This window comes from Methylobacterium sp. AC433, from assembly GCF_979253015.1.
This window is the reverse complement of record NZ_CEEDBN010000001.1, coordinates 29191-53180: the sequence shown is the minus strand read 5'-3', so window position 1 is coordinate 53180 and position 23990 is coordinate 29191. Positions and strand designations below refer to the sequence as shown.

At 69.4% G+C, this 23990-nt stretch carries 23 protein-coding genes; 14 read left to right on the top strand and 9 right to left on the bottom strand.

Translation table 11 applies throughout. From position 1 onward, the window contains the following. Window positions 1–141: 141 nt before the first annotated feature. From AC0IWM_RS00240 to AC0IWM_RS00230, 3 genes are all read left to right on the top strand, one after another. Window positions 142–2337 (top strand): TonB-dependent siderophore receptor, encoded by a 2196-nt coding sequence (locus AC0IWM_RS00240; RefSeq protein WP_471752534.1) that lies wholly within the window; start codon window positions 142–144, stop codon window positions 2335–2337. After that, the gene (locus tag AC0IWM_RS00235; RefSeq protein ID WP_471752533.1) at window positions 2334–3584 is read left to right on the top strand and encodes a PepSY-associated TM helix domain-containing protein; all 1251 of its coding nucleotides are present in this window, start codon (window positions 2334–2336) and stop codon (window positions 3582–3584) included. Before AC0IWM_RS00240 ends, AC0IWM_RS00235 begins: the two co-directional genes overlap by 4 nt. Before the next feature lie 72 nt (window positions 3585–3656). Then, window positions 3657–4670 (top strand): bifunctional riboflavin kinase/FAD synthetase, encoded by a 1014-nt coding sequence (locus AC0IWM_RS00230; protein WP_471752532.1) that lies wholly within the window; start codon window positions 3657–3659, stop codon window positions 4668–4670. A 51-nt stretch (window positions 4671–4721) separates the two neighbouring features. On the opposite strand, the gene AC0IWM_RS00225 is transcribed toward AC0IWM_RS00230, so the two are convergent. Further along, on the bottom strand, window positions 4722–5273 hold the full coding sequence (locus tag AC0IWM_RS00225) for a YcgN family cysteine cluster protein (RefSeq protein WP_471752531.1): 552 nt from the start codon (window positions 5271–5273) through the stop codon (window positions 4722–4724). A 303-nt stretch (window positions 5274–5576) separates the two neighbouring features. Here AC0IWM_RS00225 and AC0IWM_RS00220 point away from each other — a divergent pair, with 303 nt between their 5' ends. The 3 genes from AC0IWM_RS00220 (at window position 5577) to AC0IWM_RS00210 (ending at window position 9148) form a co-directional block, all read left to right on the top strand. Then, the gene (locus tag AC0IWM_RS00220; protein WP_471752530.1) at window positions 5577–7820 is read left to right on the top strand and encodes a transglycosylase domain-containing protein; all 2244 of its coding nucleotides are present in this window, start codon (window positions 5577–5579) and stop codon (window positions 7818–7820) included. A gap of 120 nt (window positions 7821–7940) precedes the next feature. Further along, window positions 7941–8555 carry a DUF1214 domain-containing protein gene (locus AC0IWM_RS00215; RefSeq protein ID WP_471753078.1) on the top strand — a complete coding sequence of 205 codons (615 nt, stop codon included), beginning with the start codon at window positions 7941–7943 and terminating at the stop codon, window positions 8553–8555. Beyond that, on the top strand, window positions 8552–9148 hold the full coding sequence (locus tag AC0IWM_RS00210) for a DUF1254 domain-containing protein (protein WP_471752529.1): 597 nt from the start codon (window positions 8552–8554) through the stop codon (window positions 9146–9148). The genes AC0IWM_RS00215 and AC0IWM_RS00210 overlap by 4 nt, the downstream gene beginning before the upstream one ends. Before the next feature lie 56 nt (window positions 9149–9204). On the opposite strand, the gene AC0IWM_RS00205 is transcribed toward AC0IWM_RS00210, so the two are convergent. Both AC0IWM_RS00205 and AC0IWM_RS00200 read right to left on the bottom strand, forming a co-directional pair. Continuing rightward, complete coding sequence (locus tag AC0IWM_RS00205; RefSeq protein ID WP_471752528.1) at window positions 9205–9969, bottom strand: hypothetical protein; 765 nt, start codon at window positions 9967–9969, stop codon at window positions 9205–9207. An 83-nt stretch (window positions 9970–10052) separates the two neighbouring features. Continuing rightward, the gene (locus AC0IWM_RS00200; protein WP_471752527.1) at window positions 10053–10265 is read right to left on the bottom strand and encodes a hypothetical protein; all 213 of its coding nucleotides are present in this window, start codon (window positions 10263–10265) and stop codon (window positions 10053–10055) included. 536 nt (window positions 10266–10801) lie between these two features. Between AC0IWM_RS00200 and AC0IWM_RS00195 the strand changes: the two genes are divergently transcribed. After that, window positions 10802–11095, top strand: a complete 294-nt coding sequence (locus AC0IWM_RS00195; protein WP_471752526.1) for a hypothetical protein — start codon at window positions 10802–10804, stop codon at window positions 11093–11095. A 75-nt stretch (window positions 11096–11170) separates the two neighbouring features. Then, complete coding sequence (gshB, locus tag AC0IWM_RS00190; protein ID WP_471752525.1) at window positions 11171–12127, top strand: glutathione synthase; 957 nt, start codon at window positions 11171–11173, stop codon at window positions 12125–12127. 75 nt (window positions 12128–12202) lie between these two features. Here gshB and AC0IWM_RS00185 read toward each other — a convergent pair whose 3' ends face one another. The 4 genes from AC0IWM_RS00185 to oxlT are packed head-to-tail and all read right to left on the bottom strand — an operon-like array spanning window position 12203 to window position 16946. After that, window positions 12203–13738: an acyl--CoA ligase gene (locus tag AC0IWM_RS00185; RefSeq protein ID WP_471752524.1), complete on the bottom strand. Its 1536-nt coding sequence runs from the start codon at window positions 13736–13738 to the stop codon at window positions 12203–12205. Between the two features lie 26 nt (window positions 13739–13764). Next, window positions 13765–14775, bottom strand: a complete 1011-nt coding sequence (locus AC0IWM_RS00180) for a ketopantoate reductase family protein (RefSeq protein ID WP_471752523.1) — start codon at window positions 14773–14775, stop codon at window positions 13765–13767. 55 nt (window positions 14776–14830) lie between these two features. Then, the gene (locus AC0IWM_RS00175; RefSeq protein WP_471752522.1) at window positions 14831–15595 is read right to left on the bottom strand and encodes a fumarylacetoacetate hydrolase family protein; all 765 of its coding nucleotides are present in this window, start codon (window positions 15593–15595) and stop codon (window positions 14831–14833) included. Window positions 15596–15599: 4 nt separating this feature from the next. Beyond that, window positions 15600–16946 carry an oxalate/formate MFS antiporter gene (gene oxlT / locus AC0IWM_RS00170; protein WP_471752521.1) on the bottom strand — a complete coding sequence of 449 codons (1347 nt, stop codon included), beginning with the start codon at window positions 16944–16946 and terminating at the stop codon, window positions 15600–15602. 356 nt (window positions 16947–17302) lie between these two features. Between oxlT and AC0IWM_RS00165 the strand changes: the two genes are divergently transcribed. From AC0IWM_RS00165 to AC0IWM_RS00140, 6 genes are all read left to right on the top strand, one after another. Beyond that, a complete protein-coding gene (locus AC0IWM_RS00165; protein WP_055946396.1) occupies window positions 17303–17515 on the top strand; it encodes a CsbD family protein in 213 nt (70 codons plus the stop codon). Window positions 17516–17665: 150 nt separating this feature from the next. After that, complete coding sequence (locus AC0IWM_RS00160) at window positions 17666–18049, top strand: CsbD family protein (protein WP_471752520.1); 384 nt, start codon at window positions 17666–17668, stop codon at window positions 18047–18049. A gap of 159 nt (window positions 18050–18208) precedes the next feature. After that, the gene (locus AC0IWM_RS00155) at window positions 18209–18991 is read left to right on the top strand and encodes a creatininase family protein (RefSeq protein WP_471752519.1); all 783 of its coding nucleotides are present in this window, start codon (window positions 18209–18211) and stop codon (window positions 18989–18991) included. A 270-nt stretch (window positions 18992–19261) separates the two neighbouring features. Then, window positions 19262–19873 (top strand): RNA polymerase sigma factor, encoded by a 612-nt coding sequence (locus AC0IWM_RS00150; protein ID WP_471752518.1) that lies wholly within the window; start codon window positions 19262–19264, stop codon window positions 19871–19873. After that, window positions 19866–20525 (top strand): NrsF family protein, encoded by a 660-nt coding sequence (locus tag AC0IWM_RS00145; RefSeq protein ID WP_471752517.1) that lies wholly within the window; start codon window positions 19866–19868, stop codon window positions 20523–20525. The genes AC0IWM_RS00150 and AC0IWM_RS00145 overlap by 8 nt, the downstream gene beginning before the upstream one ends. A 531-nt stretch (window positions 20526–21056) precedes the next feature. Next, the gene (locus AC0IWM_RS00140; RefSeq protein ID WP_471752516.1) at window positions 21057–21911 is read left to right on the top strand and encodes a manganese catalase family protein; all 855 of its coding nucleotides are present in this window, start codon (window positions 21057–21059) and stop codon (window positions 21909–21911) included. A 66-nt stretch (window positions 21912–21977) separates the two neighbouring features. On the opposite strand, the gene AC0IWM_RS00135 is transcribed toward AC0IWM_RS00140, so the two are convergent. Both AC0IWM_RS00135 and dapD read right to left on the bottom strand, forming a co-directional pair. Next, window positions 21978–22853 (bottom strand): alpha/beta fold hydrolase, encoded by an 876-nt coding sequence (locus AC0IWM_RS00135; RefSeq protein WP_471752515.1) that lies wholly within the window; start codon window positions 22851–22853, stop codon window positions 21978–21980. A 281-nt stretch (window positions 22854–23134) separates the two neighbouring features. Continuing rightward, complete coding sequence (gene dapD, locus AC0IWM_RS00130; protein ID WP_471752514.1) at window positions 23135–23989, bottom strand: 2,3,4,5-tetrahydropyridine-2,6-dicarboxylate N-succinyltransferase; 855 nt, start codon at window positions 23987–23989, stop codon at window positions 23135–23137. Window position 23990 lies beyond the last annotated feature (1 nt).

Here is a 23990-nt window from a genome sequence, read left to right as displayed (position 1 = left end):
TTGCGTTCACTGAGCGAGACCCAAGAATCATTCCAAAACTCGATTCCTCTTCTGTTTTTGAATGCTTCTAATCTTGGTATCTACAATGGAAATTCCGCGGGGGAGCCGATAGAGGTACCGGCTTCTTCGCACGGACCCGTCATGCCTTCCGCTCCCCGCCCGTTCGCCGCCACGCGGCGGCCCCTGCCGACCGGCCTTCTCCTGCTCCTCGCCACCGGGACCGCCGTGCAGGCCCAGCGCGCTTCGGACCAGGCGGCGTCGCCGTCCGCCGTCACCCTCGAGGAACTCAGCGTGGCCGGTCTGGGCGACGGACTCGCCACCGTCGGCTACCAGCCCAGGCGCTCGACCTTCGGGGCGGGCGCCGACACCGCGATCCTCGACACGCCGGCCAACATCGCCGTGGTCTCCGCCGGGGTGCTGCGCGACCAGCGCGTGATCTCGCTCGACGAAGCCCTGCGCAACGTCAGCGGCATCGCCCAGACCAACAGCGTCGGCGGCACGCAGGAGGCGGTGGTCCGGCGCGGCTTCGGCACCTTCCGCGACGACTCGATCCTGCGGGACGGGCGCCGCACCGTCCTGCAGCAGAACTTCAGCTACGCCATCGAGCGCGTGGAGGTGCTGAAGGGCCCGGCCTCGCTCCTCTACGGCATCACCGACCCGGGCGGCCTGATCAACCTCGTCTCGAAGCGGCCCGAGTTCACCGCGCACGGCTCGCTCAACCTCACGGGGACGAGCTTCGACGGGGGCCTCGTGCAGGGCGACCTCACCGGACCGATCGCGGGCACCAACCTCGCCTACCGGATGGTGGCCGACATCCAGAGCTACGCCTACTGGCGCAATTTCGGCCATCTCAGCCGGCAGGTCGTGGCCCCCTCGCTGACCTGGCAGGGCGACGACACCACCGTGACGGTGGGCTACGAGTTCGGCCATTACCGCGTGCCCTACGATCGCGGCACGATCGTCGATCCCCGCACCGGGCGCGCCTTGCGGGTGCCGCGCGACCGCCGCTTCGACGAGCGTTCGAGCGAGCACGCGGCCACCAGCCATCTCGCCACCCTCGACGTCGACCACCGCTTCGACAACGCCTGGAAGCTCCACTTCGGCTACACCTACTCCCATCTCGGCTACGACGAGGACCAGATCCGGCCGGTCACCTACTTCCCGGCCACCGGCCTCCTCACCCGCCGGGCCGACGGCACCCGCAACGCGGACTTCAACGCCCACGTCGCCCGCCTCGACCTGACCGGCAGCTTCGACACCTTCGGCCTGCGCAACGACCTCCTGGCCGGGGTGACCTACGAGAACATCGACTACGGCCGGCCCGACATCATCCGGGGTCCGAACCGGGCGGGGTTCAACCCGTTCCGGCCGGTCTACGGCAGCCTCGCGGCGGTGCCGGTGATCTCGCCCGCCGACAGCAACCTGCGCGAACGCTTAGTGAATACCAGCCTCTATCTGCAGGACTCGCTCCACCTCACCGACCAGTGGATCCTGGTCGCCGGGGTCAGCGCGCAGATCTTCGACCAGTTCGGCGCCAAGGGGACGCCGGCGGTGGCCTATACCGATATCGACGGGGTGCGGGCCCTGCCCCGGGTCGGCCTCGTCTACAAGCTCGCTCCGAACCTTTCGCTCTACGGCAGCTACGCGCAATCCTTCAAACCCAACACGTCGCTGGCCAACATCGTCGGCGCCCTCCCGCCCGAGGAGGGCGAGGCCTTCGAGGTCGGCGTGAAGGCGGACGTCGCCGCCGGACTCACGGTGACGGGCGCGATGTTCGACATCGACAAGGCGAACGTGCTGGTGACGCAGGTCAACGGCCAGGGCCTCACCGTGGCGACCACCGCCGGCAAGGTGCGCTCGCGCGGGTTCGAGCTCGACGTCGCCGGCCAGATCCTGCCCGACTGGGCGGTGATCGCCAGCTACGGTTTCACCCAGGCCGAAGTCACCCAGGACCCGGTGCTGGCCGGCAAGCAACTCCTCAACACCCCGCGGGTCACCGCCTCGGCCTTCCTCACGCACCAGTTCGGCGCCATCGCCGAGGCGACCGAGTTCGGCGCGACGCGCCTCGGCGCGGGATTCCTGGAAGCGGGCTTCGGCGCACGCTATGTCAGCGCCCGACCGGGGGACGCCGCCAACAGCTTCACCCTGCCCGAATACGTCGTCTGCGACGCGTTCCTCGCCTACAACACCCAGGTGAACGGCTTGCCGACCACGCTCCAGCTCAATCTCAAGAACCTGTTCGACCGCATCTATTATCCCTCCTCGGGCGGCAGCAACCTTCTGGTGGCGGTGGGCGAACCCTTCCAGGCCCTGGTGACCGCACGGGTGGCGTGGTGAGGTACCTGCGTGCCGTCCTGTTCCAGCTGCACTGGCTGCTGGGGCTCGGGGCTGGGTTGATCCTGGCCGTGGCGGGCGTCACCGGCGCCCTCCTGAGCTACGAGGACGCCATCGGCGAAGCCTTCGACGCGGACCTGATCCGGGTCGCCCCCCGGGCGGAGGATCCGCTCGCGCCGGATGCCCTCCTGGCCCGCTTCCATGCCCAGCGTCCCGACACGGTGACGAACCTGACGCTCTCGGCGGAGCCCGGCACCGCCGCGATGGTACGGCTCGGACGCGATCCCGCCACCGGCCAGCGGCCGCCCTCCCTCTACCTCGACCCGTATGACGGCACCGTAAGGGGCGAAGCCCGGATGGAGGAGACCTTCGCCATCATCCGGCGCCTGCATCGCTGGCTGCTCCTGCCCGGCGACGGCAAGGGCTGGGGGCGGACCGTGACAGGCGCGAGCGTCATCGCGCTCCTCGTGCTGCTCTGCACCGGTCTCTACCTGCGCTGGCCGAAGGTGATGTCCCTGCGGATCTGGCTGAAGCCCCATCTCCGGCAATGGGGCCGGCCGACCTACTGGTCGCTGCATTCGGTGGCCGGAACCTGGGTGCTGCCGGTCTACCTCGTCATCGGCCTGAGCGGGCTGTGGTGGTCCTTCGACGGCTATCGCGAGGTCGTCACCGCCCTCCTCACCCGCGGCGAGACCATCACCCGGATGGCGGACGGCAAACCGCCGGCAGAGAAGGCGAACGGGCTGGCCGCCGGCCGGAGGGACGCCGCGGCGAAGGGAGAGGTTGCAGGTGGGGGCCGTCGAACGGATGAGGGGCTGGGCAGCGCAGGGGCGCCGTCGCTCGACGCCGCCTGGTCGGCCTTCCGCACGGCGGATGGCGGACACTTCACCCGTGCCACCCTGCTCCTGCCCGCGGGTCTCACCGGGCCGGTGCGCATCCGCTCCGAGAATCGGAACGGATGGCGCGACGACACACGGATCGAGGCATCCAGTGGACGCATCCTCGTGCGCGAGATCGGAGGGGAGCGCCCGCTCGGCGTCCGCATCGCCGGCAACATGCTCGACGTGCACAGCGGGCGCATCTTCGGCCTCCTCGGGCCACCGGTCTTCCTCGTCGCGGCCCTGCTGATGCCGCTCTTCCTCGTGACGGGACTTCTGCTCTACATCGGGCGCCGCGCGGCGAAGGCACGTCGGCGCGTGCAAGCGGGAGCGGGCCGCACCGCGACCTCCGCACTCAGCCCGCGCGCTTGACCCCCCGACCGGTTTTCGACAGGTTCCGCCGCCACAGCTCCCGACCCCGACCGCTGCAACTCCTGAGATCCGATGTCGTCTGGCGACGAATCCACCGTTCCGCCCGCCGCATCCGCGCCCGAGCGACGCTTCACGATCTGCCGCGAGGACGAGCCGGTGCCGCCCGTGATCGCCGGCGCCATCGCGGCCATCGGCAATTTCGACGGGGTGCATCTCGGCCACCGCGCACTGATCGCCGCCGTCCGCGAGACTGCCCGGGCGGCTGGCCGTCCCGCAGTGGCGCTCACTTTCGAGCCGCATCCACGCGCCTATTTCGCGCCGCATCTCCCCATGTTCCGCCTCACCGACGCGGACGCCAAGGAGATCGTCTTCGCCCATCTCGGCCTCGACGGGCTGATCGTGCGCCGCTTCGACGCGATCCTGGCGGGGACCAGTGCGCGCGACTTCGTCGAGGGATTGCTGTTGCGCGACCTCGGGGTGGCCGGGGTCGTCATCGGCCACGACTTCCATTTCGGACGAGGCCGCGAGGGTACGCCTGCCTTGCTCGCCGACCTCTGTGCGCAGGCGGGCCTGAGCTGCCGCATCATTCCGCCCGTGGGCCTGAGCTCGGGTGCAGAGCCGGTCTCGTCGAGCGCGATCCGAGCTGCGCTGGCCGAGGGCGTGGTGGCCCGGGCCAACGCCCTCCTGGGCTACCGCTGGTTCGTCTCCGGCGAGGTCCGCCACGGCGACAAGCGCGGGCGCACCCTCGGCTATCCCACCGCCAACGTGGCGCTGACCGCCTGCAATCTCGCCCACGGCATCTATGCGGTCCGCGTGCGCCTGCCCGACGGCCGGGTGAGAGACGGAGTCGCCAGTTACGGCCGGCGCCCGACCTTCGATGACGGCGCTCCGCTCCTCGAGGTCAACCTGTTCGACTTCTCCGGCGATCTCTATGGCCGGACGATCGCGGTGGAGTTCCTGGGCTACATCCGTGGCGAGGTCCGTTTCGACGGAGCGGATGCCCTGATCGCCCAGATGCATCGCGACGCGGCGGAGGCCCGTCGGATCATCGCCGAGGACGTGGTGCCCTCGATGTTCAACGCCTGACCCGATGGTGGTCCGATCACCGGGACCGCCCGGATCCGGCCTGCGGCGCGTTCAGTCCGCGTCGTCCTCGGTCTCGGGTGTGCGGTTGGGCCAGGTCACGATCCGGTCGAGGAGTTCGTCGGCCGTGAACTCCTCCTCGTTGCCCGACACACGGCCCCGCACGGAGATGCCGGCCTCGTGCACGCTGGCGGCGCGGCCGGAGACGAGGGGATGCCAGTCGTAGAGGTCGCGGCCCTCGCGGATCAGGCGATAGGCGCAGGTCGGCGGCAGCCACGGGATCGTACGGACAGCTTCCGGCGTCAGGCGCACGCAGTCGGGCACCCGCTTCTGGCGCCGGGCATAGTCCCGGCAGCGGCAGCCATGGCCGTCGAGGAGGGTGCAGCCGACATCGGTGTGGTAGACTTCCGCCGTGTCCTCGTCCTCGAGCTTAAGGAGGCAGCAGCGGCCGCAGCCGTCGCACAGACTCTCCCACTCAGCCGGCGACATCGCCTCCAGGCTCTTGGTCCGCCAGAACGGCTCCGGGGCCGGAGCGGCGATCTCGGACGGTGCGGTTTCTGGAAAGGCCCGCGGCGTTGGGGAACGCGCGGCCGAGCGGTCCCGCATGGGGAACACCTTGGGCTGGGAGCGGCGAGAATCCGGGTGATCCGCCCCTGTGCCGCAACGCGGAGCCCGGAGCAAGCGTTGCCGGCGCGGAGCGTGACGCCACGCGCGGGGTGGGACTCCCCGCGCCACCGGCCCGCCCCATTCCGGCATCAAGGTTAAGGACAGGTTATGGCCTGCGGCGGCGGGACGCTCGCCCGTGTCGAGCGTTCCCGTCAACGAAGCCTCGCGGCGGGGCGCAGGTGTTGGTAGGATCGCGCGGATCGGCGTCGTGCCGGATCAGGGTGCGGAAGGACTGGAACTCAGGTGCGCCTGCCCAAAGCGACGTCCCTCACGACACGGATCAAACGCGCCGCCCTCGCTTTCGATGCCTGGGTGAACGCCAGTCTGTACGACGGCAGCCGCTCGGCCGGCGAGACCTACGAGCGCTTCCAGGAGCGCATGAACGTCTTCGCGGTTCGGGGCTGGAAGCGGTTCGCCCTCGACCTGACCAGCGAGGCAGTGACTCTCGGCACCGGCGGCGCCGTGCTGATGCTGGCTCTGGCGCAGCCCGCCTTCAACCTGACCAGCGACAACTGGCTGAAGGCCCAGGACCTCGCCGTGACCTTCCTCGACCGCTACGGCACCGAGGTCGGACGCCGGGGCATCAAGCACGACGACTCGCTGAAGCTCGACGACTTCCCCGACATCATGATCAAGGCCCTGGTCTCGACGGAGGACCGGCGCTTCTACGAGCACTGGGGCATCGATCCCATCGGCACCGCCCGCGCCCTGGTGTCGAATTCGCGCGGCGGCGGCAACACCCAGGGCGGCTCGTCGATCACGCAGCAGCTCGCCAAGAACCTGTTCCTGACCAACGAGCGCTCCCTCGAGCGCAAGATCAACGAGGCCTTCCTGGCGCTCTGGCTGGAGAGCCACCTCTCCAAGAACGAGATCCTGAAGCTCTACCTCGACCGGGCCTACATGGGCGGCGGCACCTTCGGCGCCGTGGCGGCGGCGGACTACTATTTCGGCAAGCCGCTCAAGGACATCACCCTGGCCGAGGCCGCGATGCTCGCCGGCCTGTTCAAGGCGCCGACGAAGTACGCGCCCCACGTGAACCTGCCGGCGGCGCGCGCCCGCGCGGCCGACGTGCTGCACAACATGGTCGAGGCGGGCTTCCTCACCGAGGGTCAGATCCAGACCGCCCTGCGCAACCCCGCGACGCCGGTGACCCGGACGCGCGACATCACGGCGGATTACTACCTCGACTGGGCCTTCGGCGAAATCAAGCAGATGGCCGATGCGGGCCGCTTCCGCAGCGACCGGGTCCTCACCGTGAAGACGCCCCTCGACCTGACCATCCAGCGTCGGGCCGACGAGGCGGTGCAGAACACCCTGCGCCGCTTCGGCGACCAGTACGAGGTCGACGAGGCCGCCATGGTGATCCTCGATCCCGACGGCGCCCTGCGGGCGATGGTCGGCGGCGCCGATTACGGCGAGAGCCAGTTCAACCGCGCCACCGATGCGCTTCGCCAGCCCGGCTCGTCGTTCAAGCCGTACGTCTACGCCGCCGGCCTCGCCTCGGGCCTGTACCGCCCGGATACGCGCGTCGTCGATCGGCCCGTCTGCATCGGCAACTGGTGCCCTCAGAACTACGGACGCTCCTTCTCGGGCGCCACGACGCTCACGGTCGCGGTGGCGAAATCCATCAACACCATCCCGATTCAGGTCTCGATCGCCTTGGGCAGGGCGATGGGCATCTCCCATGAGGCACGGGCGGCCGCGGCCGGACGCAAGAAGATCATCGAGACCGCCCACGCCATGGGCATTACCACGCAGCTGACCGATTCCGTTTCCTTGCCCATCGGCTCGGCGGAGGTGAACGTCATCGACCAGGCCGCCGGCTACGCCGTGTTCGCCAATGGCGGGCGCCGGGCCAAGCCCTACGCGGCCATGGAGGTGCGCAACTCGTCCGGCGAGTTGATCTACCGCCACGCCGACGAACAGGTGCAGCAGGTCCTCTCGACCCAGGTGGTCGCCGACATGAATTACATGCTGACCAAGGTGGTGGAGGAGGGCACCGGCAAGCGCGCGGCGCTGGAGGGCATCAAGGTCGCCGGCAAGTCCGGCACCACGAACGCCTATCGCGACGCCTGGTTCGTCGGCTACACGGGCAATTACGTCGGCGCCGTCTGGTTCGGCAACGACGACCACACGTCCACCAACAAGATGACCGGCGGCTCGCTCCCCGCCATGACCTGGCACGACGTGATGGAAGTCGCTCATCAGGGCATCGAGCTGAAGCCGATGCCCGGCCTGAAGGACCCGGGGCGGGCCGTGGCACAGTCGAGCCAAAGCGCGGCGCCGGTCAACGCGGCGGCGAGTGCGGCCGGCAAGCTCTCCCGACGCTCCTTCGAGGTCATCGGCAGCATGAACGGGCTATTCCGCCAGGTGGAGAAAACCTCCGCCAAGGCGCCCGAGAAGACCTCGGCCCTCGAGCCGATGCACGCGCCCGGCGCGGTGGCCGAGGGGGTCCGCGCCGTCGGCGGCCGCATGGGCACACCGTAAGCGGCGATCATGCGCATGACATTGGCCGAGACGGTCGCGCGGTTGCGCCCGGACCAGACCCGAACCCCCTCCTCCGCGACCACGAGCCCAGAGGGCGCCGCCAAGGCAGGCGGGCGCACGATGTACGTGCTGCGGCAGGGAGTGCACCGGGCCTCGATCCTGTCCCTGGTGCTCTACGCCCTCGCCCTCGGTGCGGGGATCGGCCTCGTCACCGCCGATTATGCCACGCGCGGCGGCTATCCCTTCGGCGGCGTCAGGGTCGGGGCTTGGACAGCGTGGCCGAAAGTCGGCTCGGTGGGCGCCGACCCCTACAGTCGGGCGGTCAATGCCCGGCGGGGCGAAATCCCCCTCGCGGTCGGCGAGGGCATGCTTCTCACGGCGGAGCAGGACGAGTCCGGCCGCTGGCTCGACGCCACCTGCACCTATCGGGTGGCGGGGGTGACACCGCCGGCCCGCGCCTGGACCGTGACGGTGGCCGGGCGCGGGCCGCGCGATTCGGAGGCCGCACCGATGCGTGAGGGCTTCACCGCCACCGAGATCCTGCGCGAGACCGACGGACAGTTCGTGATCACCCTGTCGCCCGAGGTGCAGCCGGGCAATTGGCTGCCGATGCCGCGCGCCAAGGGAGCCGTGCGCCTGGCCCTGCGCCTCTACGACACGCCCGTGGCGGCCAGCGCGGGAAACCTCGACCGCACCTCGCTGCCGGCCATCACCCGTACCGGATGCACCCCATGACGCCGCGGGGACGCTTTCTCGTCGCCACCCTGTCGGGGCTGGTGCTGGCTGGCCTGGTGCACGTGGCCACGGTGCTGCTCATCCCGGGTCTCGCGCAGTCCGACGCCTTGTCGCGGGCGCGCTCCGGAGAGAGCCTCGACCACCCCTTGGCGGTGAACACGGTGGCCACCGGCGACACCGCTCCGCCGATCGAGGCTTGGCTTCCGATTCCCGATCCTGCGGTGGCGGTCGGGCTCTGCGCCTACAATCTCAGCGAGGGACCCATGCGCGTCTCGGCACGCACCGGCACGCTGATGCTGTCGCTCGCGGTGCACGGGCCGCGTGGCGCCTTCTACGCGGTGACGGATCAGGCGGCGGTCCGCGGCGCCCTCGACCTCGTGGTGCTCACGCGGGCACAATACGACGAGGCGCTCGCCAATGCCGACGAGGACGAGGTCAGCCACGACGTCCGCATCGTCGCCGGTGAGGTCCGCGGATTCGTGGTGGTGCGTGTGATCGCCGCCCTGCCGAGCCAGCGCGCGGCGGCCGATGCGGCGGTGCAGGCGGTCTCGTGCACCGTCGACAGCCCGGGCGATGACAAGACCGGCGGCTGACGCCGCCGCTCGTCTTCAACCTTGCGGCTGGAGAACCTTGCGGCTGGAGGCCGCCCTCAATCCTTGACGACGATCGGCCTCGCCGCAGCGACCGCGATCTCCGCCTCGGGCAGGAGCCCACACCGCGCCTCGGCCTCCGGAGGCACCAGCGGATCGAGCATGGGACGCCGCCCGTCGAGGGCGGCCAGGGTCCGTTCCACCGCCACGGCCTCGGGCCCCGGCGCCTCGATCAGCAGATGCTCGAGGGCGTAGCGGTAGCGATGAGAGCGGCGGCCGGTCTCGAAGCGGACCCAGGCGATGAGGCAGCGGTTCTCGGCCACCCGCATGGCGGCTTGGCGGACGTCGCGGTCGTCCAGGCTCTTGGCGAAGGGCAGGCTGCGCAGGCGCAGGGCATCGCTCTCCTTCACCCGCAGCGCCAGGGCGGCGAATTGCGGGATGAGCCGGGCGTCAATCGCGATATCCTCCGACAGGCGCCGATAGCGGGAGACCGGCGACCGGAAGCGCTCTGCCATCAAGGTGTCGTGATAGGCCGCCGGGTCGTCGATCCGCCAGGAGGCGGGCAGCACGCGGGTACGCGTGAGATTGGCGAGGACGTCCGTGAAGGCATCATGGCCAGCCGCCGGCATCAGGAAGCGCCAGGCGCGGTCGCGCAGGGTGCGTTCCTCGTCCGTGAAGGGGAAGGTGGAGGCCGGCTCCTCGCGCTCGCGCGCGGCGAGGGTTCCGGTGGTCTCGATCAGGCTGTTCCAGGCGCCGGCCTTGGGCCGTCCGAAATCGCCCTCTTGCGCGCAGCCGGCGAGAAGTGCCAGGGTCGCGAGGGGCATCAGGCCTGCCGGGCGCAGCCACGAGGCGTGCCGGCGTCCAGTCCGGGGGAAGGGCACCATGCGGGACCGCGCCGGTCGTGGCTTCAGGAGCGGCGGCGCAGGCGCGGCGCGGGCGCTTCCGGCTCGGGCATGCGCTCGTAACGGATCCCGGTGAAGAGCAGGATCGCGCCCCGTGGCGTATCCGCGTCGGTCCGCCGGAAGCGGCGTGCCGAGGCCGGGAACGTGACGACCGTGGCCGTCGGACGCTCGGGGCGGCGATCGATGCCGCCGGTATCGGGCAACCTGTGGCTGTTCATCGGCTGATTTCCGATTCCATTCGATCTCTGAGGCGAGCCGTTATCGGCCCACCACCGCCGCTTCCGGGCCGTTCCGGTGTCGGGGTGTTGCCCGCAGAGATCAGCATGGGGTGGTTAACGGAATCTTGCGATGCTTCGACCGGTCCCGTCTTCCCTCGACCCACGGTGGCGGATGCGGCGTGCGTGGCTTCCATGCCACGGTCGGCGGCTCATGGCATGGCCCGCGACTTGCTTTGATGCGAGCTGCCCATGGCGGGCATTTCCTCCCTTGTACTCGGCCCCGCTCGCCCGGCGAGCGGGGCTTTTTTGCGGGATGAACTCTGGCGTGATGGTGAGACGGCTGCCGGATCCGGCACCCCGACCATGGAACACGCGGCGGCTGGAGCGCTTGCTAAGGGCCGGTCGCGCCCGATATGCCGTGTCGCTTCCGATCGACGTCGCTTCCCATCGAACGGCCAGCCTTTTCGCGAACGCACTCTTCCGTCCTGGGCATTCTACTTTTGCACACCTCACTTCCGATTGAAGGACACCGCCGGATGCGCGTGGTTATCTCCCGACTCTTGAGCTCGGCCAAAGGGCTCAGCACGGCCCTGCGGATCGCGCCATTCGCTCTCCTGATGGTGGCGGTCAGCCCGGCTCAGGCCCAGCGCGAGGACCAGGGCCTTCAGCTGGGATGCGCCAACGACTACTTCCGCCTCTGTGCCGGCGTCGATCCCAACAGCCAGGATGCGGAGCGCTGCATGGACCGCAACCGCGCCCGCCTCTCACCGGAGTGCAAGGCCGCCATCGGCGACTATGACCGCCGCACCGGTGGAAAATCACAGAAGTAAGGTGCCGCACGGCACACCGCGTCACGGTCGAGACGGGCATCGACAATGCCCGTCTCCAGACAGAGGTTTGACAGCATGACCCTGACCGTCGCGGTGCAGATGGATCCGATCCAGGCGATCCGGATTGCCGGGGACACCACCTTCGCGCTCCTGCTCGAGGCCCAGGCACGCGGGCATCGCCTGTTGCACTACACGCCGGATCGACTGTCGATGCAGGGCAAGGCCGTGACGGCGCGCGTCGAGGCCCTCACGGTCCAAGACGTGGAGGGCGCGCACGCCAGCCTCGGGCCGATCGAGCGCATCGACCTGTCGAGCGTCGACGTGGTCCTGATGCGCCAGGACCCGCCCTTCGACATGGCCTACATCACCGCGACGCACATGCTGGAGCGGATCCATCCGCGAACCCTGGTGGTGAACAACCCTGTCGAGGTTCGCAACGCTCCGGAGAAGCTGTTCGTCCTGGACTTCCCCGAATTGATGCCGCCGACCCTGATCACGCGCGACAAGGCGGAGATCGAGGCGTTCCGGGCCGAGCACGGCGCCATCGTGATGAAGCCCCTGCACGGGCATGGCGGGGCGGCGGTCTTTCGGGTCCTGCCGGAGGACGCGAATTTCGGCTCGATGTTCGACCTGTTCTCGGTGACTTTTCGCGAACAATGGGTGGTGCAGCGCTTCCTGCCGCGCATCACCGAAGGCGACAAGCGCATCATCCTCGTGGACGGCGAGCCGATGGGCGCCATCAACCGGGTGCCTGCGCTCAACGACATCCGCTCGAACATGGTGCGGGGCGGGGCCGCCGCGGCCTCGGATCTCACCGAGCGCGAACGCGCGATCTGCGCCACCATCGGCCCGGAGCTGAAGCGCCGGGGCCTGATCCTCGTCGGCATCGACGTTATCGACGGCAACCTGACGGAGATCAACGTGACCTCGCCGACAGGCATCCGGGCGATCAAACGCCTCGGCGGCCCGGACTTGGCGGTCTCCGTATGGGATGCGATCGAGGGCCGCGTCGGCAAGGTCCTGTCGGCCTGATCGGCGCGATCCTCCGAGACTTCGGGCGGCAAGTCCCGGGTACCCACCCCAGAACCCGCCGCGATCGTTACGGCCTCAGACCAGCCCCAGCTTCTGGGCGAGGCCGATCCGTTGGAGCTTTCCGGTGGCGCCCTTCGGGATCTCGTCCAAGATCATGATCTTGGCTGGCACCTTGAAGGCGGCCAGCCGCTCCGAGGCGAAGCCGCGCAGTTCCTTCTCGACGAGGTGATGCCCCTCGCGCAGGACGATCGCGGCGCAGACGTCTTCCCCGAGCTTGTCGTGCGGCATCGCGAAGGTGACGCATTGCGACACCGCGGGATGGTCCATCAGGATCTCGTCGACCTCGCGGGGTGAAATCTTCTCGCCGCCCCGGTTGATGATCTCCTTGAGACGCCCCGTGATGGTCAGGTAGCCCTCGGGTGACAGCGAGCCCTGGTCGCCGGTGCGGAACCAGCCCTGCTTGGTGAAGGCCTCGGCATTGGCCTTGTCGTTGTTCTCGTAGCCCGACATCACGTTGTCGCCGCGGATGACGATCTCGCCGGTCTCGCCGGCCGGCAGGGGCTCGCCGTCCTCGTCCACGATGGCGATCTCGGGGCCGGCCGCGAGACCGACCGAGCCGGCATAGTGCGGGCGCGGCGGCAGCGGGTTCGAAGCCATCTGGTGGGACGCCTCCGTCATGCCGTAGGCCTCGATCAGGGGGGCGCCGAAGACCTCCTCGATCTCCTTCATGACCTGCGGCGGCATGGAGGAGGAAGAGGAGCGGATGAAGCGCAGCGGATTGGCCGCGATGATCTCCCGGTTGCGCGAGGCGCGGCCGAGGATCGCCTGATGCATCGTCGGCACCGCCGTGTACCAGGTCGGGCGCACCTCGCTCATCCAGCCGAAGAACTTCAGGGCGTTGAAGCCCGGGGTGCAGCAGACCTGGCCGCCGGCCGAGAGCGGAGCCAGGATGCCGGCGATCAGCCCGTGGATGTGGAACAGCGGCATGATGTTGAGACCGCGATCCTCGGCCGTGAAGGCCACGGTGGTGCGGATGTTGCGGGCGGAGGCGCAGACGTTCGACTGCTTCAGCGGCACGATCTTCGGGCGCGAGGTGGTGCCCGAGGTGTGCAGCACGAGGCCGATGTCGTCGGGCTGGGCAGGGCCGCCCTGGGCGGCCGGGACTGCGGCGGAGCCCTCGAAGGACAGGGTGAAGCTGCCCGCCCCCTCTGCCGGAGTCGGAGTCAGGCGGACCACCGGGACACCGAGGCGCGCGGCGACTGCCACGGCCGGGCTCTCGGAGCCTTCCGCGACCACGAGCAGGCGGGCATTGAGGTCGGAGAGATAGAACGTGAACTCGTCCGCCTTGTAGCTCGGGTTGAGGGGAGCGGCCGTCGTGCCCGCTCCGATGGCGATGAAGGCGGCCGCCATTTCGGGTCCGTTGTCGAGGACGATGCCGACCCGGTCGTTTCGCCCGATGCCCTGCCCGTTCAGGGCCGCGATCGTCCGGTCGGTGAGCGCACGGAGCTGTCCGAAGGTCAGCGGCACGCCACCGGGGCTCGACAGGGCGGTGGCCTCCTCGGCTCCGGCCCGGATCAGGGCGTGGAGGGTGGTGGCGGCGGTCTCGGCCATGGTCATCGTCCTCGAATGTCTGGGGTTCAGGCCGGCGTGACGGAGAGGCGCCCCTGCGCCCGCTCCAGGCTCTGGGCGAGGAGGCGCATCAGGGCGTAGACGGTGTCGATATGCGGAGTCGGGGTGTCGGTGAGGCGCCCGAGTTCGATGATCGAGCCGACCAGGGCCTCGAGCTCGATCGGCCGGCCGGCCTCCACATCCTGCAGCATCGAGGTCTTGTGCGCGCCGACCTTCTCGGCCCCCGCGATGCGCCGCTCGATGCCGAGCTTGAAGGTGACGCCGAGGCGGTTCGCGATGGTCTCGGCCTCGCGCATCATGTCGGCGGCGAGCGCCCGGGTCTCGGGGAACTGGCAGATGTCCACCAGGGTGGCGTGGGCCAGGGCCGAGATGGGATTGAAGCTGAGATTGCCCCAGAGCTTGAGCCAGATCTCCGCCCGGATGTCGCTGGTCACCGGCGCACGGAAGCCCGCCTTGATCAGGATCTGGGCCAGGGACTGCACGCGCGCGGACATGGAGCCGTCGAGTTCGCCGAGGCCGAAGCGGTGGCCCTCGACCACCTGCACCACGCCGGGCTCGGTGAGTACGGCGGCCGGGTACACCACCGAGCCGATCACGTGCTTGGGATCGAGGTGCTTGGCGATGAGACCGCCCGGATCGGCGGTCTCCAGGTGCGTGCCCGTCAGGTCTCCGCCGTGCCCTTGCGAGAAGTACCACCACGGAATGCCGTTCTGCATCGTCACCACCATCGTGTCGGGTCCGATGAGGTGGTGGAGGTCGGCCGCGATCGGCCCGACCTGATGCGCCTTGACGGTGAGAAGCACGATGTCGTGCTGGCCCGCCTCGGCCATGGACTTGGTGGCCTTGAGGTTCGTGACGTGGATCTCGGAGCCGTCCTCCTCGATCAGCCGCATGCCGTTCCGCTGGATGGCGTCGAGGTTGGCGCCACGCGCGATGAAGGTGACGTCTTCGCCCGCATGGGCGAGGCGCACGCCGAGAAATCCTCCGATGGCGCCGGCGCCGACGATCGCGATGCTCATGTGGGTGTCCCTAAAACCTGTCCTGATCACGTCCGCTTCGTGCGCTTCGGGTGTCTCACGAAAACCCGTTCGACAACACGCCGATGCCGTCGATCTCGACCTCGACCTTAGCACCCTTGGGGATCGGCCCGGCGCCGACCGAGGTGCCGCAGGCGATGAGGTCGCCGGGCTCCAGGGTCATGCCCCGGGAGAGCTCCGCCACGAGTTCGGCGGGCCGGCGCATCATGTCGGCGAGGGGATAGCGCTGGCGCTCGCGCCCGTTGACCCGCACTGCGACCTCGAGGGTCTCCGGATCGATGTCGGTGGCGATCACCGGGCCGAAGGGGCCGAACCCGTCGTACCCCTTGGAGCGCGTCCAGTGCACGAAGCTCGGATCGGCCTTCAAGGCCTCCAGCGCGGTGACGTCGTTCACGCAGGTGTAGCCGAATATGTGCGCGCCCGCCGTCTCAGGGGTCAGGTCGCGGCCGCGCCGGCCGATCACGATCCCGAGTTCGCCCTCGAACAGCAACCGGCCGGCGCCCTCCGGCGCCGTAACGGTCTGCCCGCTGGCGACGTAGCAGCTCGCCGGCTTCACGAAATAGAGCGGCATCTCGGGCCGGGTCAGGCCCTGCTTCTCGGCCGAGGCGTGGAAGTTGTTCCACAAGGCGATGTACTTCGAGGGCCGGCACGGCAGGTCGAGGATGACCTCGGACAACGGCAGGGTCGCCCCGGTGGGCACCGGGTCGACGAAGAGGTCGCCCTCGTGGACCGCGATGGTCTCGCCGTCGAGACGGCCGAAACCGCTCGCGCCGTCGTGGAGATAGCGAAGCCAATGAGCCATCGGGTCAGCTCCGCGCGATGAACCGGGCGCGCATCGGCTTCAGCACGAAGAGCGCGAGGAACCCGGCCAGGAAGGCCATCCCGGAGGCGGCGTAGAACACGTTCTGCCAGCTGCCGGTCTTGGCCTGGATCATCAGGAGGATCGGCAGCAGTAGGGCGGCGGTGCCCTTGGCGGTGTAGAGGAGGCCGGCATTGGCCGCCGCGTTCTTGTCGCCGTAGGTGTCGCTGCAGGTGGCGGGAAACAGCGAGTAGATCTCGCCCCAGGCGAAGAACACGAGGCCGGTGAGCAGCACGAAGGCCATCGGGATGTGGGCGAACATGCCGAGCGCCAGGATACCGGCGCCCTCGATCATGAAGGCGATCACCATGGTGTTCTCACGGCCGATCTTGTCCGAGACCCAGCCGAAAAACGGTCGCGTCACACCGTTGAGCACCCGGTCGATGGTGAGCGCGAAGGTCAGGGCCGGCAGGGTGATGCCGATGAGCGAGACTTCGACCCCCGCGACCTTGAAGTCCTTGGCGATGGGCGCCAGGGAGGCAGCGGCCATCAGGCCGCCGGCGGCCATCATGACGAACATGAGGTAGAGCAGCCAGAAGACCGGCGTCCGGACCATCTCGGCGGCGGAGTACTGGCGCCGGGTGACCGTGTTCACGATCGCCGTGCGGCCGGCGAGCATCCGGTCCTTGAAGGCGGCGCTCGGCGAGACGAGGAGCAGGGCCGCCAGCATGACGATCAAACCTTGGCCGAGGCCGAACACGAAGAAGGTGTGCTGGTAGCCGGAATCGCGGATCATGTTGGCGATCGGGATCACGGTCAGAGCCGAGCCCGCGCCGAAACCGGCAGCGGTGAGACCGGCCGCAAAGCCGCGACGGTCGGGAAACCACTTCAGGGCGTTGCCGACGCAGGTGCCGTAGACCGCACCCGCGCCGACGCCGCTGACGGCGGCAGCCGCGTACAGCATGCCCAGGGAATCCGCGTAGGAGTTCATCACCCATCCGAGGGCGCAGAGGGCGCCCCCGAAGATGGTGACGAGGCGCGGACCGTACTTGTCGACGAACCACCCCTCGATCGGTACCAGCCAAGTCTCCATCACGACGAAGATGGTGAAGGCCCACTGGATGGCGGTGCGCTCCCAGCCGAATTTCTGCTGGATCGGATCGACGAACAGCGTCCAGCCGTATTGCAGGTTGGCGATCATCGACATGCACAGCACGCCGAGGACAAGCTGTCCCCAGCGGCCGAGAGGCGGCGCATCCACCTGCACGGGAGTATCGACCCTGGCGGCATGGGTATTCGCAGGCGCGATCGATGGTGCCCCGCGCGTAGCGGGCGCAGCAGTGCGCGCGGTCATGGGCGTCTTCCTCGGATCAACTCTTGTTTGCGATTTTTGGTTTTATCGGTAATTATTTTGAATTCAAGGATCTGTACCTCGACCAAACCTACACTTCTTCTGCAAAATTTTTGGGTTAAGTCCGTAAAAAATTTGAGATGCTGCGCGGATGCGCGTCGAAGCTGGATTTCCCCGCTGCGCTGCGAAGGCGACGTCTGCGGTGCAGTGTTGCGACATGCCGCCGGCCGTCTCCCGGTCGTCGCGAAACTGTCGGGAATGGAACCAACGGTAGTGCACACCGTTACGCTTGCCAGACGACGCCGGGTTGCAGCCTGCGGCCCGACGTTCAACCCGACACAAACTTCATGGAGCGTTTGATGAGCAGCACGACGGACAAGATCAAGGGTCTCGCCAACGAGGCCGTCGGCAACATCAAGCAAGGCATCGGTTCGGCGACCGGCAACGAGAAGCTTCAGGCCGAGGGCAAGGCCCAGGAACTGAAGGGCGAAGCTCAGAAGACCGTCGGTGATGCCAAGGACGGCATCAAGGGCGCGGCACAGAGCGCTGCCGACGCTGTCAAGAAGATCTGAGCGATCCGTCCCCGTGCCCTCAGCCGCTGACGGGTGGGGGCATTGAGCGGCGCGGCTGACTCTGCCGCCCCATGGACAGAGGCCCGGCCGGAACGACCGCTCACGAGAGCTTCGGCGTTCCGGGATGGGCCGAGACGAAAAGGATCCAGCATGAACCGCGATCAGATCGAGGGCGGAATTCGCAACATTCGGGGCCGCGGGCGCTCCGCACTCGGCGCCGTGACCGGACGGGTTCGTCCGCAGGCAGAAGGCGCCTACGATCAGGCTGCCGGCGCCGTCCAGTACGCCTATGGCCGAGCCCGGGATACCGTCGACGAGTTGCAGCGCGATGGAGCCCACCTCGTCGACGACGCGCGTCACCGGGGCCGAGCGATCGCCGGCGACCTGCAGGAGCGCGGCCGGATCTACCAGGACGAGGCGGTACGTCGTGGTCGGACCGTTGCCCGCCGGGCCGACGAGAACAAGGCCACCACGCTTCTTCTCGTGGCCGCTGCCGCCTTCAGCGCCGGATGGCTCCTGCGCCGCACCCGCTGAACCGTCTCTTCACCACCTGACAGAAGGCCGGGACGCCCATGCGTCCCGGCCTTCTTCGCGTCGAACGGTCCGGCATGGCGCCCCTTGGATGAGGGATGGTTTCCGTGGCACGCAGGGCGACGCGCGGCGATTCAATCGCTCCGCCCGAGGAGAGCGGGGATGCCGATACGCCACTGGGCCGAGTTGACGACGGACGAGATCCGGGCTCGCGACATGGGTCGCGTCATCACGGTGCTGCCCGTCGCCGCCGTCGAGCAACACGGCCCTCACCTGCCCTTGGCCACCGACGCAATCATCGCCGAGGGCTATCTCGCGCGCCTGATGGCGCTGCCGGCCGACGATCTCGACGTGCTGCTCCTGCCTATCCAGGTGATCGGCAAATCCGACGAGCACGAGAGCTTTCCTGGCACCCTGTCGCTGACCACGGCGACGGCCCTGCAGGCTTGGACCGGGATCGGCGATGCCGTCCGCCGGGCCGGCTGCGGCAAGCTCGTCATCGTCACCTCGCATGGCGGCAACAGCGGCCTGATCGACCTGGTGGCCGGGGACTTGCGCGGGCGCCACGCGATGGTGGCGGTGACCACCGCCTGGAGTCGGTTCGGCTACCCGGACAAGCTGTTTCCCGAATCGGAGATTCTTCACGGCATCCATGGCGGCGGCATCGAGACCGCCCTGATGCTGGCCCTGCGGCCGGACTTGGTGCGGCGTCAGGAGATCACGGATTTCACACCGCGCACGCTGACGATGACGCGGACCTTCACGCACCTGCGCGCCGGTCGCCCCGCCGCCTTCGCCTGGCGGGCGGAAGACCTCAACCCGGCCGGCGCCATCGGCGATGCCCGGCTCGGTACGGCGGAGGCGGGGACCCTTGCCCTCGACCATGGCGCAAAAGCCTTCCTCGAACTCCTGCGCGACGTCGATCGCTTCCGTCTTGCCGAGTGAGACATGGACGCGGGAGACATGGCCGCCTGAGACATGGCCGCCTGAGACATCCGACAGGGCGAGGGTCGGTCCCATGCGCTCCGTAACCTTCGGAGATGCCGGCGCGAACAAGCGTGATGCGAGAGGCCCGACCTCCCGGACCATGGAACCCACCCGATGGCCTGTGCCGTCCCGGCCGGACACGTCCTGCCCGCCCCGCGTGCCCGCGATGCCTTCGGCTGGACCCGAAGCCCCCGACACCCGGCGGTGCGTGGTGGACTGCTTGAGCGCATGACCCCGGACCAGGCTCTCGCGGCCGGCATGGCGGCCGCCCAGGCAGGTGACGCGGAGGCCTATCGCCGCCTGTTGCGCGACTGCCTGCCGGTGATCGCCGGGATGGCGCGGGCGCAGGGCGTCCGGCCGGAGGCGGTGGACGACGTCGTTCAGGACGTGCTGCTGACGATCCATCGGGCGCGGGCGACCTACGACCCGGCCCGGCCTTTCCTGCCCTGGCTGCGCGCCATCACCCAGCGGCGGGCCATCGACCGGATGCGCCGGGCCGGCCGACGCCCGCGGGAGGTCCATGATCCCATCGCCTACGAGGCGGAGGTCGATCGCGGCCCCGCTCCGGAGCACGGACTGGAGGCGCGCGACCGCCAGCGCATCCTCGCCCGGGCGGTCGCCGCCCTGCCCGAAGGACAGCGCCAGGCGGTGGAGCATCTCGCCCTGCAGGAGCGCAGCCTGGACGAGACGGCCGCGTTGACGGGACGCAGCAAGGGTTCCCTGAAGGTGAACCTGCACCGGGCGCTCAAGGCCCTGCGCCGGACGCTCGGGCCGGGATCCACCGATCAGGACGCGGCCGGTGGCCCCCGGACGGACGAGCGAGGACACCACGATGCCTGATGCGCCCCGCACGCCCGCGCAGGACCGCCTCGTGGACACCCTCGCCGGCGGTCTGCGGCCGGTCCGGCGCCTGCCTGCGCCGTCGTTCCGGGCGCTCGCCTGGTGCGCGGCCGCTCTTGGGCTGGGCCTCGCGCTATTGCCGTTCGCCGATCTCGAGGCTCTCCGCGCCCGCATGGCGGTGGCCGACCTGCGCTACGCCGCCCTCGGCGCAGTGCTGACCGCCGTCGCGGCGGCCGTCGCGGCGTTCCAGACCAGCGTGCCGGGGCGCTCCTCCGCCTGGGCGCTGCTGCCCCTGGCGCCGGCCGCACTCTGGATCGGCGCCAGCGGCGCCGGCTGCCTGCGCGACTGGGTGGTGCCCGGGGCCGATTCCGCCGACATGCACCAGACCGGCGGATGCATCGCCTTCCTGCTCGCCGTCTCGATCCCGCTGTCGCTGGTCCTCGTCTGGATGCTGCGGCGGGCCTGCCCCCTGCGTCCCAACCTCACGGCGGCCCTGGCAGGGCTCTCGTCCGCGGCGGCGGCGGCGGCACTCCTCGTGCCGTTTCACCCGCACGACGCCACCGCGACGGACCTCGCCCTCCATGCGCTCGTGGTCGGCCTCGTGATCGCGGGCAACAGTCTCGCCGGCGGACGCCTACTCGGACGGGGCTGACCGCGTCACGTCCAGGCGAGGAGAACCTCCTCGGTGGTCACGGGTGGATCTGCTGGCCGTCGCGGCGATGACACGTCGTCAGCAGGGCGTCGTGCGCCTCGTCCGGGCATCGCCAGGGTGTCGATGCCGCGCGTCCGCGGGCGGGCATCGAGGTCGGTGCCGGTGGTCGCCGCCTCGGGTGCCGCGGCCCTCGCCCGGATGCTGGGCCGGGATGAAGCGGTGAGGCTGGTGCGCGCCGGGGCGCGCAGGCCACTCGCTCACGATCGGCTCCCCTCTTGTCCACCGCCGGCCCTGGACGAGCCGGTCTGGATCAACCGCGATTGCGGAGGGGAGTCCTGTGAAATGATGCGCGGGTCCGAGGCTAGAGGCTCCATCTGTCGAAATAAAATGCATCCCGTCAAAAACTGAACACGACGTGCGCCCGTCGGTTCTCGGGTTATCCGGAGGCCGATGTCTCCGTGTACACGCCCATCGCACCGCCGCCAGCGTGACGAATGGGCTCTTCTTGTTCGAGAATGGCGAGATCTCCGCATGTTATACTATGATAAGCGCCTCCAATACCCCGTGAGGGTCGACAGTCCGGACCCGATCTTCGCGCGGATGCTGCAGCAGGCCATCGGCGGCATCGAGGGCGAGATCCGCGTCTGCATGCAGTACTTCTTCCAGGGCTGGGGCGCGCGCGGGCCGACGACCAAGTACCGCGACATGCTGCTCAACACCGCGACGGAGGAGATCGGCCACATCGAGATGCTGGCCACCGCGGTGGCGCTGAACCTCGAGACCGCGCCGATGGCGCTGCAGGAGGAGGGGGCGGCCGACGGCGTCGTCGGAGCCGTGATGGGCGGGGCGAACCCGCGCCACACCATCGAGGGCATGCTGCACCGGCACGTGCTCTCCACCGGCCTGGCGGCCTACCCGGCCAATTGCGACGGCGTCCCCTTCGACATGAGCCATGTCTACGCCAGTGGAAATCTCGCGGCGGACATGTATTGCAACGTCGCCGCCGAGACGACGGGCCGTGTCCTGGCGGTTCGCCTGTTCAACGCCGCCCATGATGCCGGCATGAAGGACATGCTGCACTTTCTCATCGCGCGGGACACCATGCACCAGCAGCAATGGCTCGCGGTGATCGAGGAGCTCGGCGGCAACGAAGGCAACCTGCCGATCCCGAACAGCTTCCCGCAGAGCAAGGAACACGAGAAGTTCAATTACAACTTCTTCGCCACCACCCGCGACGGCGCCCCGCCGCCGGCCGGGCGCTGGACCAGCGGGCCGTCCCTCGACGGCAAGGGCACGTTCACCGTGGTCCAGAACGAGCCGATGGGCGAGGTGCCCGATCTCGGTCCGGCGCGGCCCGACAGCGGCGCGCAGACCCAGCAGATGTGAGGCTCCGGACGCGCCGGTATACCGGCGGAGTCGCGTCGAGGTCGCGGGGTTTTCGCCCCGCGCCGCTCAGGCGGTGCGGATCGCGGCCGCGACCTCGCCCGGATACTCCTCGTGCGGGCTGAGCGCGCCCGGCACCGAGGCCCGGGCGACCCGGCCGGTGGCGATCAGCGCGTCCATCTCGGCGCCGGAGCGGCGCGGCGCCCGCTCCGGCCGCAGGACCAGGACCGGCGGCAGCCCGGGGGCGTCGAACAGGTCGAGGAAGTCCCGGCGGCTGGCGAAGGGGTCGAGGCCGCCGGTGACGAAGGCGGCGGTGCCGAAGCGGCCGCCGTTCTGGCGGGTGATGGCGTGCTTGTCGGCGATGACGCCCGGGGTGACGTGGTCGGGGTCGGCATAGACGTGGGCGCGCATCATCCGGCCGATGACCGGGCGGCTGATGTTGATGCGGTAGAGGGCGTCGCCCAGGAGCGGCAGCTCGACGGCCCGGCGCAGGCCGGCGAACAGGCCCTTGCGCTCCGGCCCGAGGGCGGTGGGCAGGGGGCCGCGCCAGGTCGGGGCGACGAGGACGAGGCGCGCGAAGGCCCGGGGGTGGCGCCGGGCGGCGGCCACGAGGTAGCCGGCCGCGTGGCCGGCCGCGACGCCGAGGGCGTAGGGTCCGGGGGCCTCCGCCAGCAGGGCGTCGAGGAAGGCGTGCATCGTCTCCAGGTTCATCGGCACCCGGGCGCGGACATGGTCGCCGAAGCCCGGCCAGTCCGGCACGAGGCAGCGATAGGCGTGGCCGAGATCCTTGGCCAGGGGCCGCATCTCGACCCGGGCCGAGATCGAGGACAGGGCCGGCAGCAGCAGGGCGTCGGGGCCGCTGCCCACGACGTCGTAGGGGGTCGGGACGCGGCGCCCGGCGAATTTCAGCGCGAAGCTCCGGGCGGAATGGGCCGGGTCGATCATCGTACGCCTCTTCCTCGCTTCCGGGACGATTCCACCGGCACCAGATGGGGCATGGCCGGCCGCACCGGCACGCGACCGAGCGACGCCCCGAAAGGGGCTTCGCTCGGAAACTCGTGACGCAATCCGGCGACGCCCCGAAAGGGGCTTCGCTCGGAAACTCGTGACGCGATCCGGCGACGCCCCGAAAGGGACTCCGCGCAGAAACTCGTGACGCGATCCGGCGACGCCCCGAAAGGGACTCCGTTCGGAGCCGGGTCGATCGATCCGGCGATGCCCCGGGATCAGGTGCGCAGGAGCTCGTTGATGGCGGTCTTGGAGCGGGTGCCGGCGTCGACGCGCTTGACGATCACCGCGCAGTAGAGACCCGGGCCGGGGCTGCCGTCGGGCAGGTCCTTGCCCGGCGTGGTGCCGGAGACCACCACCGAGTAGGGCGGCACCCGGCCGTACATCACCTCGCCGGTGGTCCGGTCGATGATCTTGGTGGAGGCGCCGATGTAGACGCCCATGGAGAGCACGCTGCCCTCGCCGACGATCACGCCCTCGGCCACCTCGGCGCGGGCGCCGATGAAGCAGTTGTCCTCGATGATGACCGGGTTGGCCTGGAGCGGCTCGAGCACGCCCGCGATGCCGGCGCCGCCGGAGATGTGGCAGTTCTTCCCCACCTGGGCGCAGGAGCCGATGGTGACCCAGGTGTCGACCATGGTGCCCTCGCCCACATGGGCGCCGAGGTTGATGAAGCTCGGCATCAGCACCGCGCCGGGGGCGATGTAGGAGCCGCGGCGCACCACGCAGCCGGGCACCGCCCGGAAGCCGGCCTCGCGAAAATGCTTCTTCTTCCAGCCCTCGAACTTCGAGGGCACCTTGTCCCACCAGGTGGCGCCGTCGGGGCCGCCATGGATGATCTCCATGTCGTTGAGGCGGAAGGAGAGCAGCACCGCCTTCTTGAGCCACTGGTTGACCTGCCAGTCGTCGCCGACCTTCTCGGCGACCCGGGCCTTGCCGGAATCGAGCAGGGACAGGGCCTCCTCGACGGCCTCGCGCACGGCGCCCTTGGTGCCGGTGTCGATGCCGGCGCGCTCCTCCCAGGCGGTCTCGATGGTGGCGGCGAGGTCGGCGGGGGACGCGTGGTGCGACATG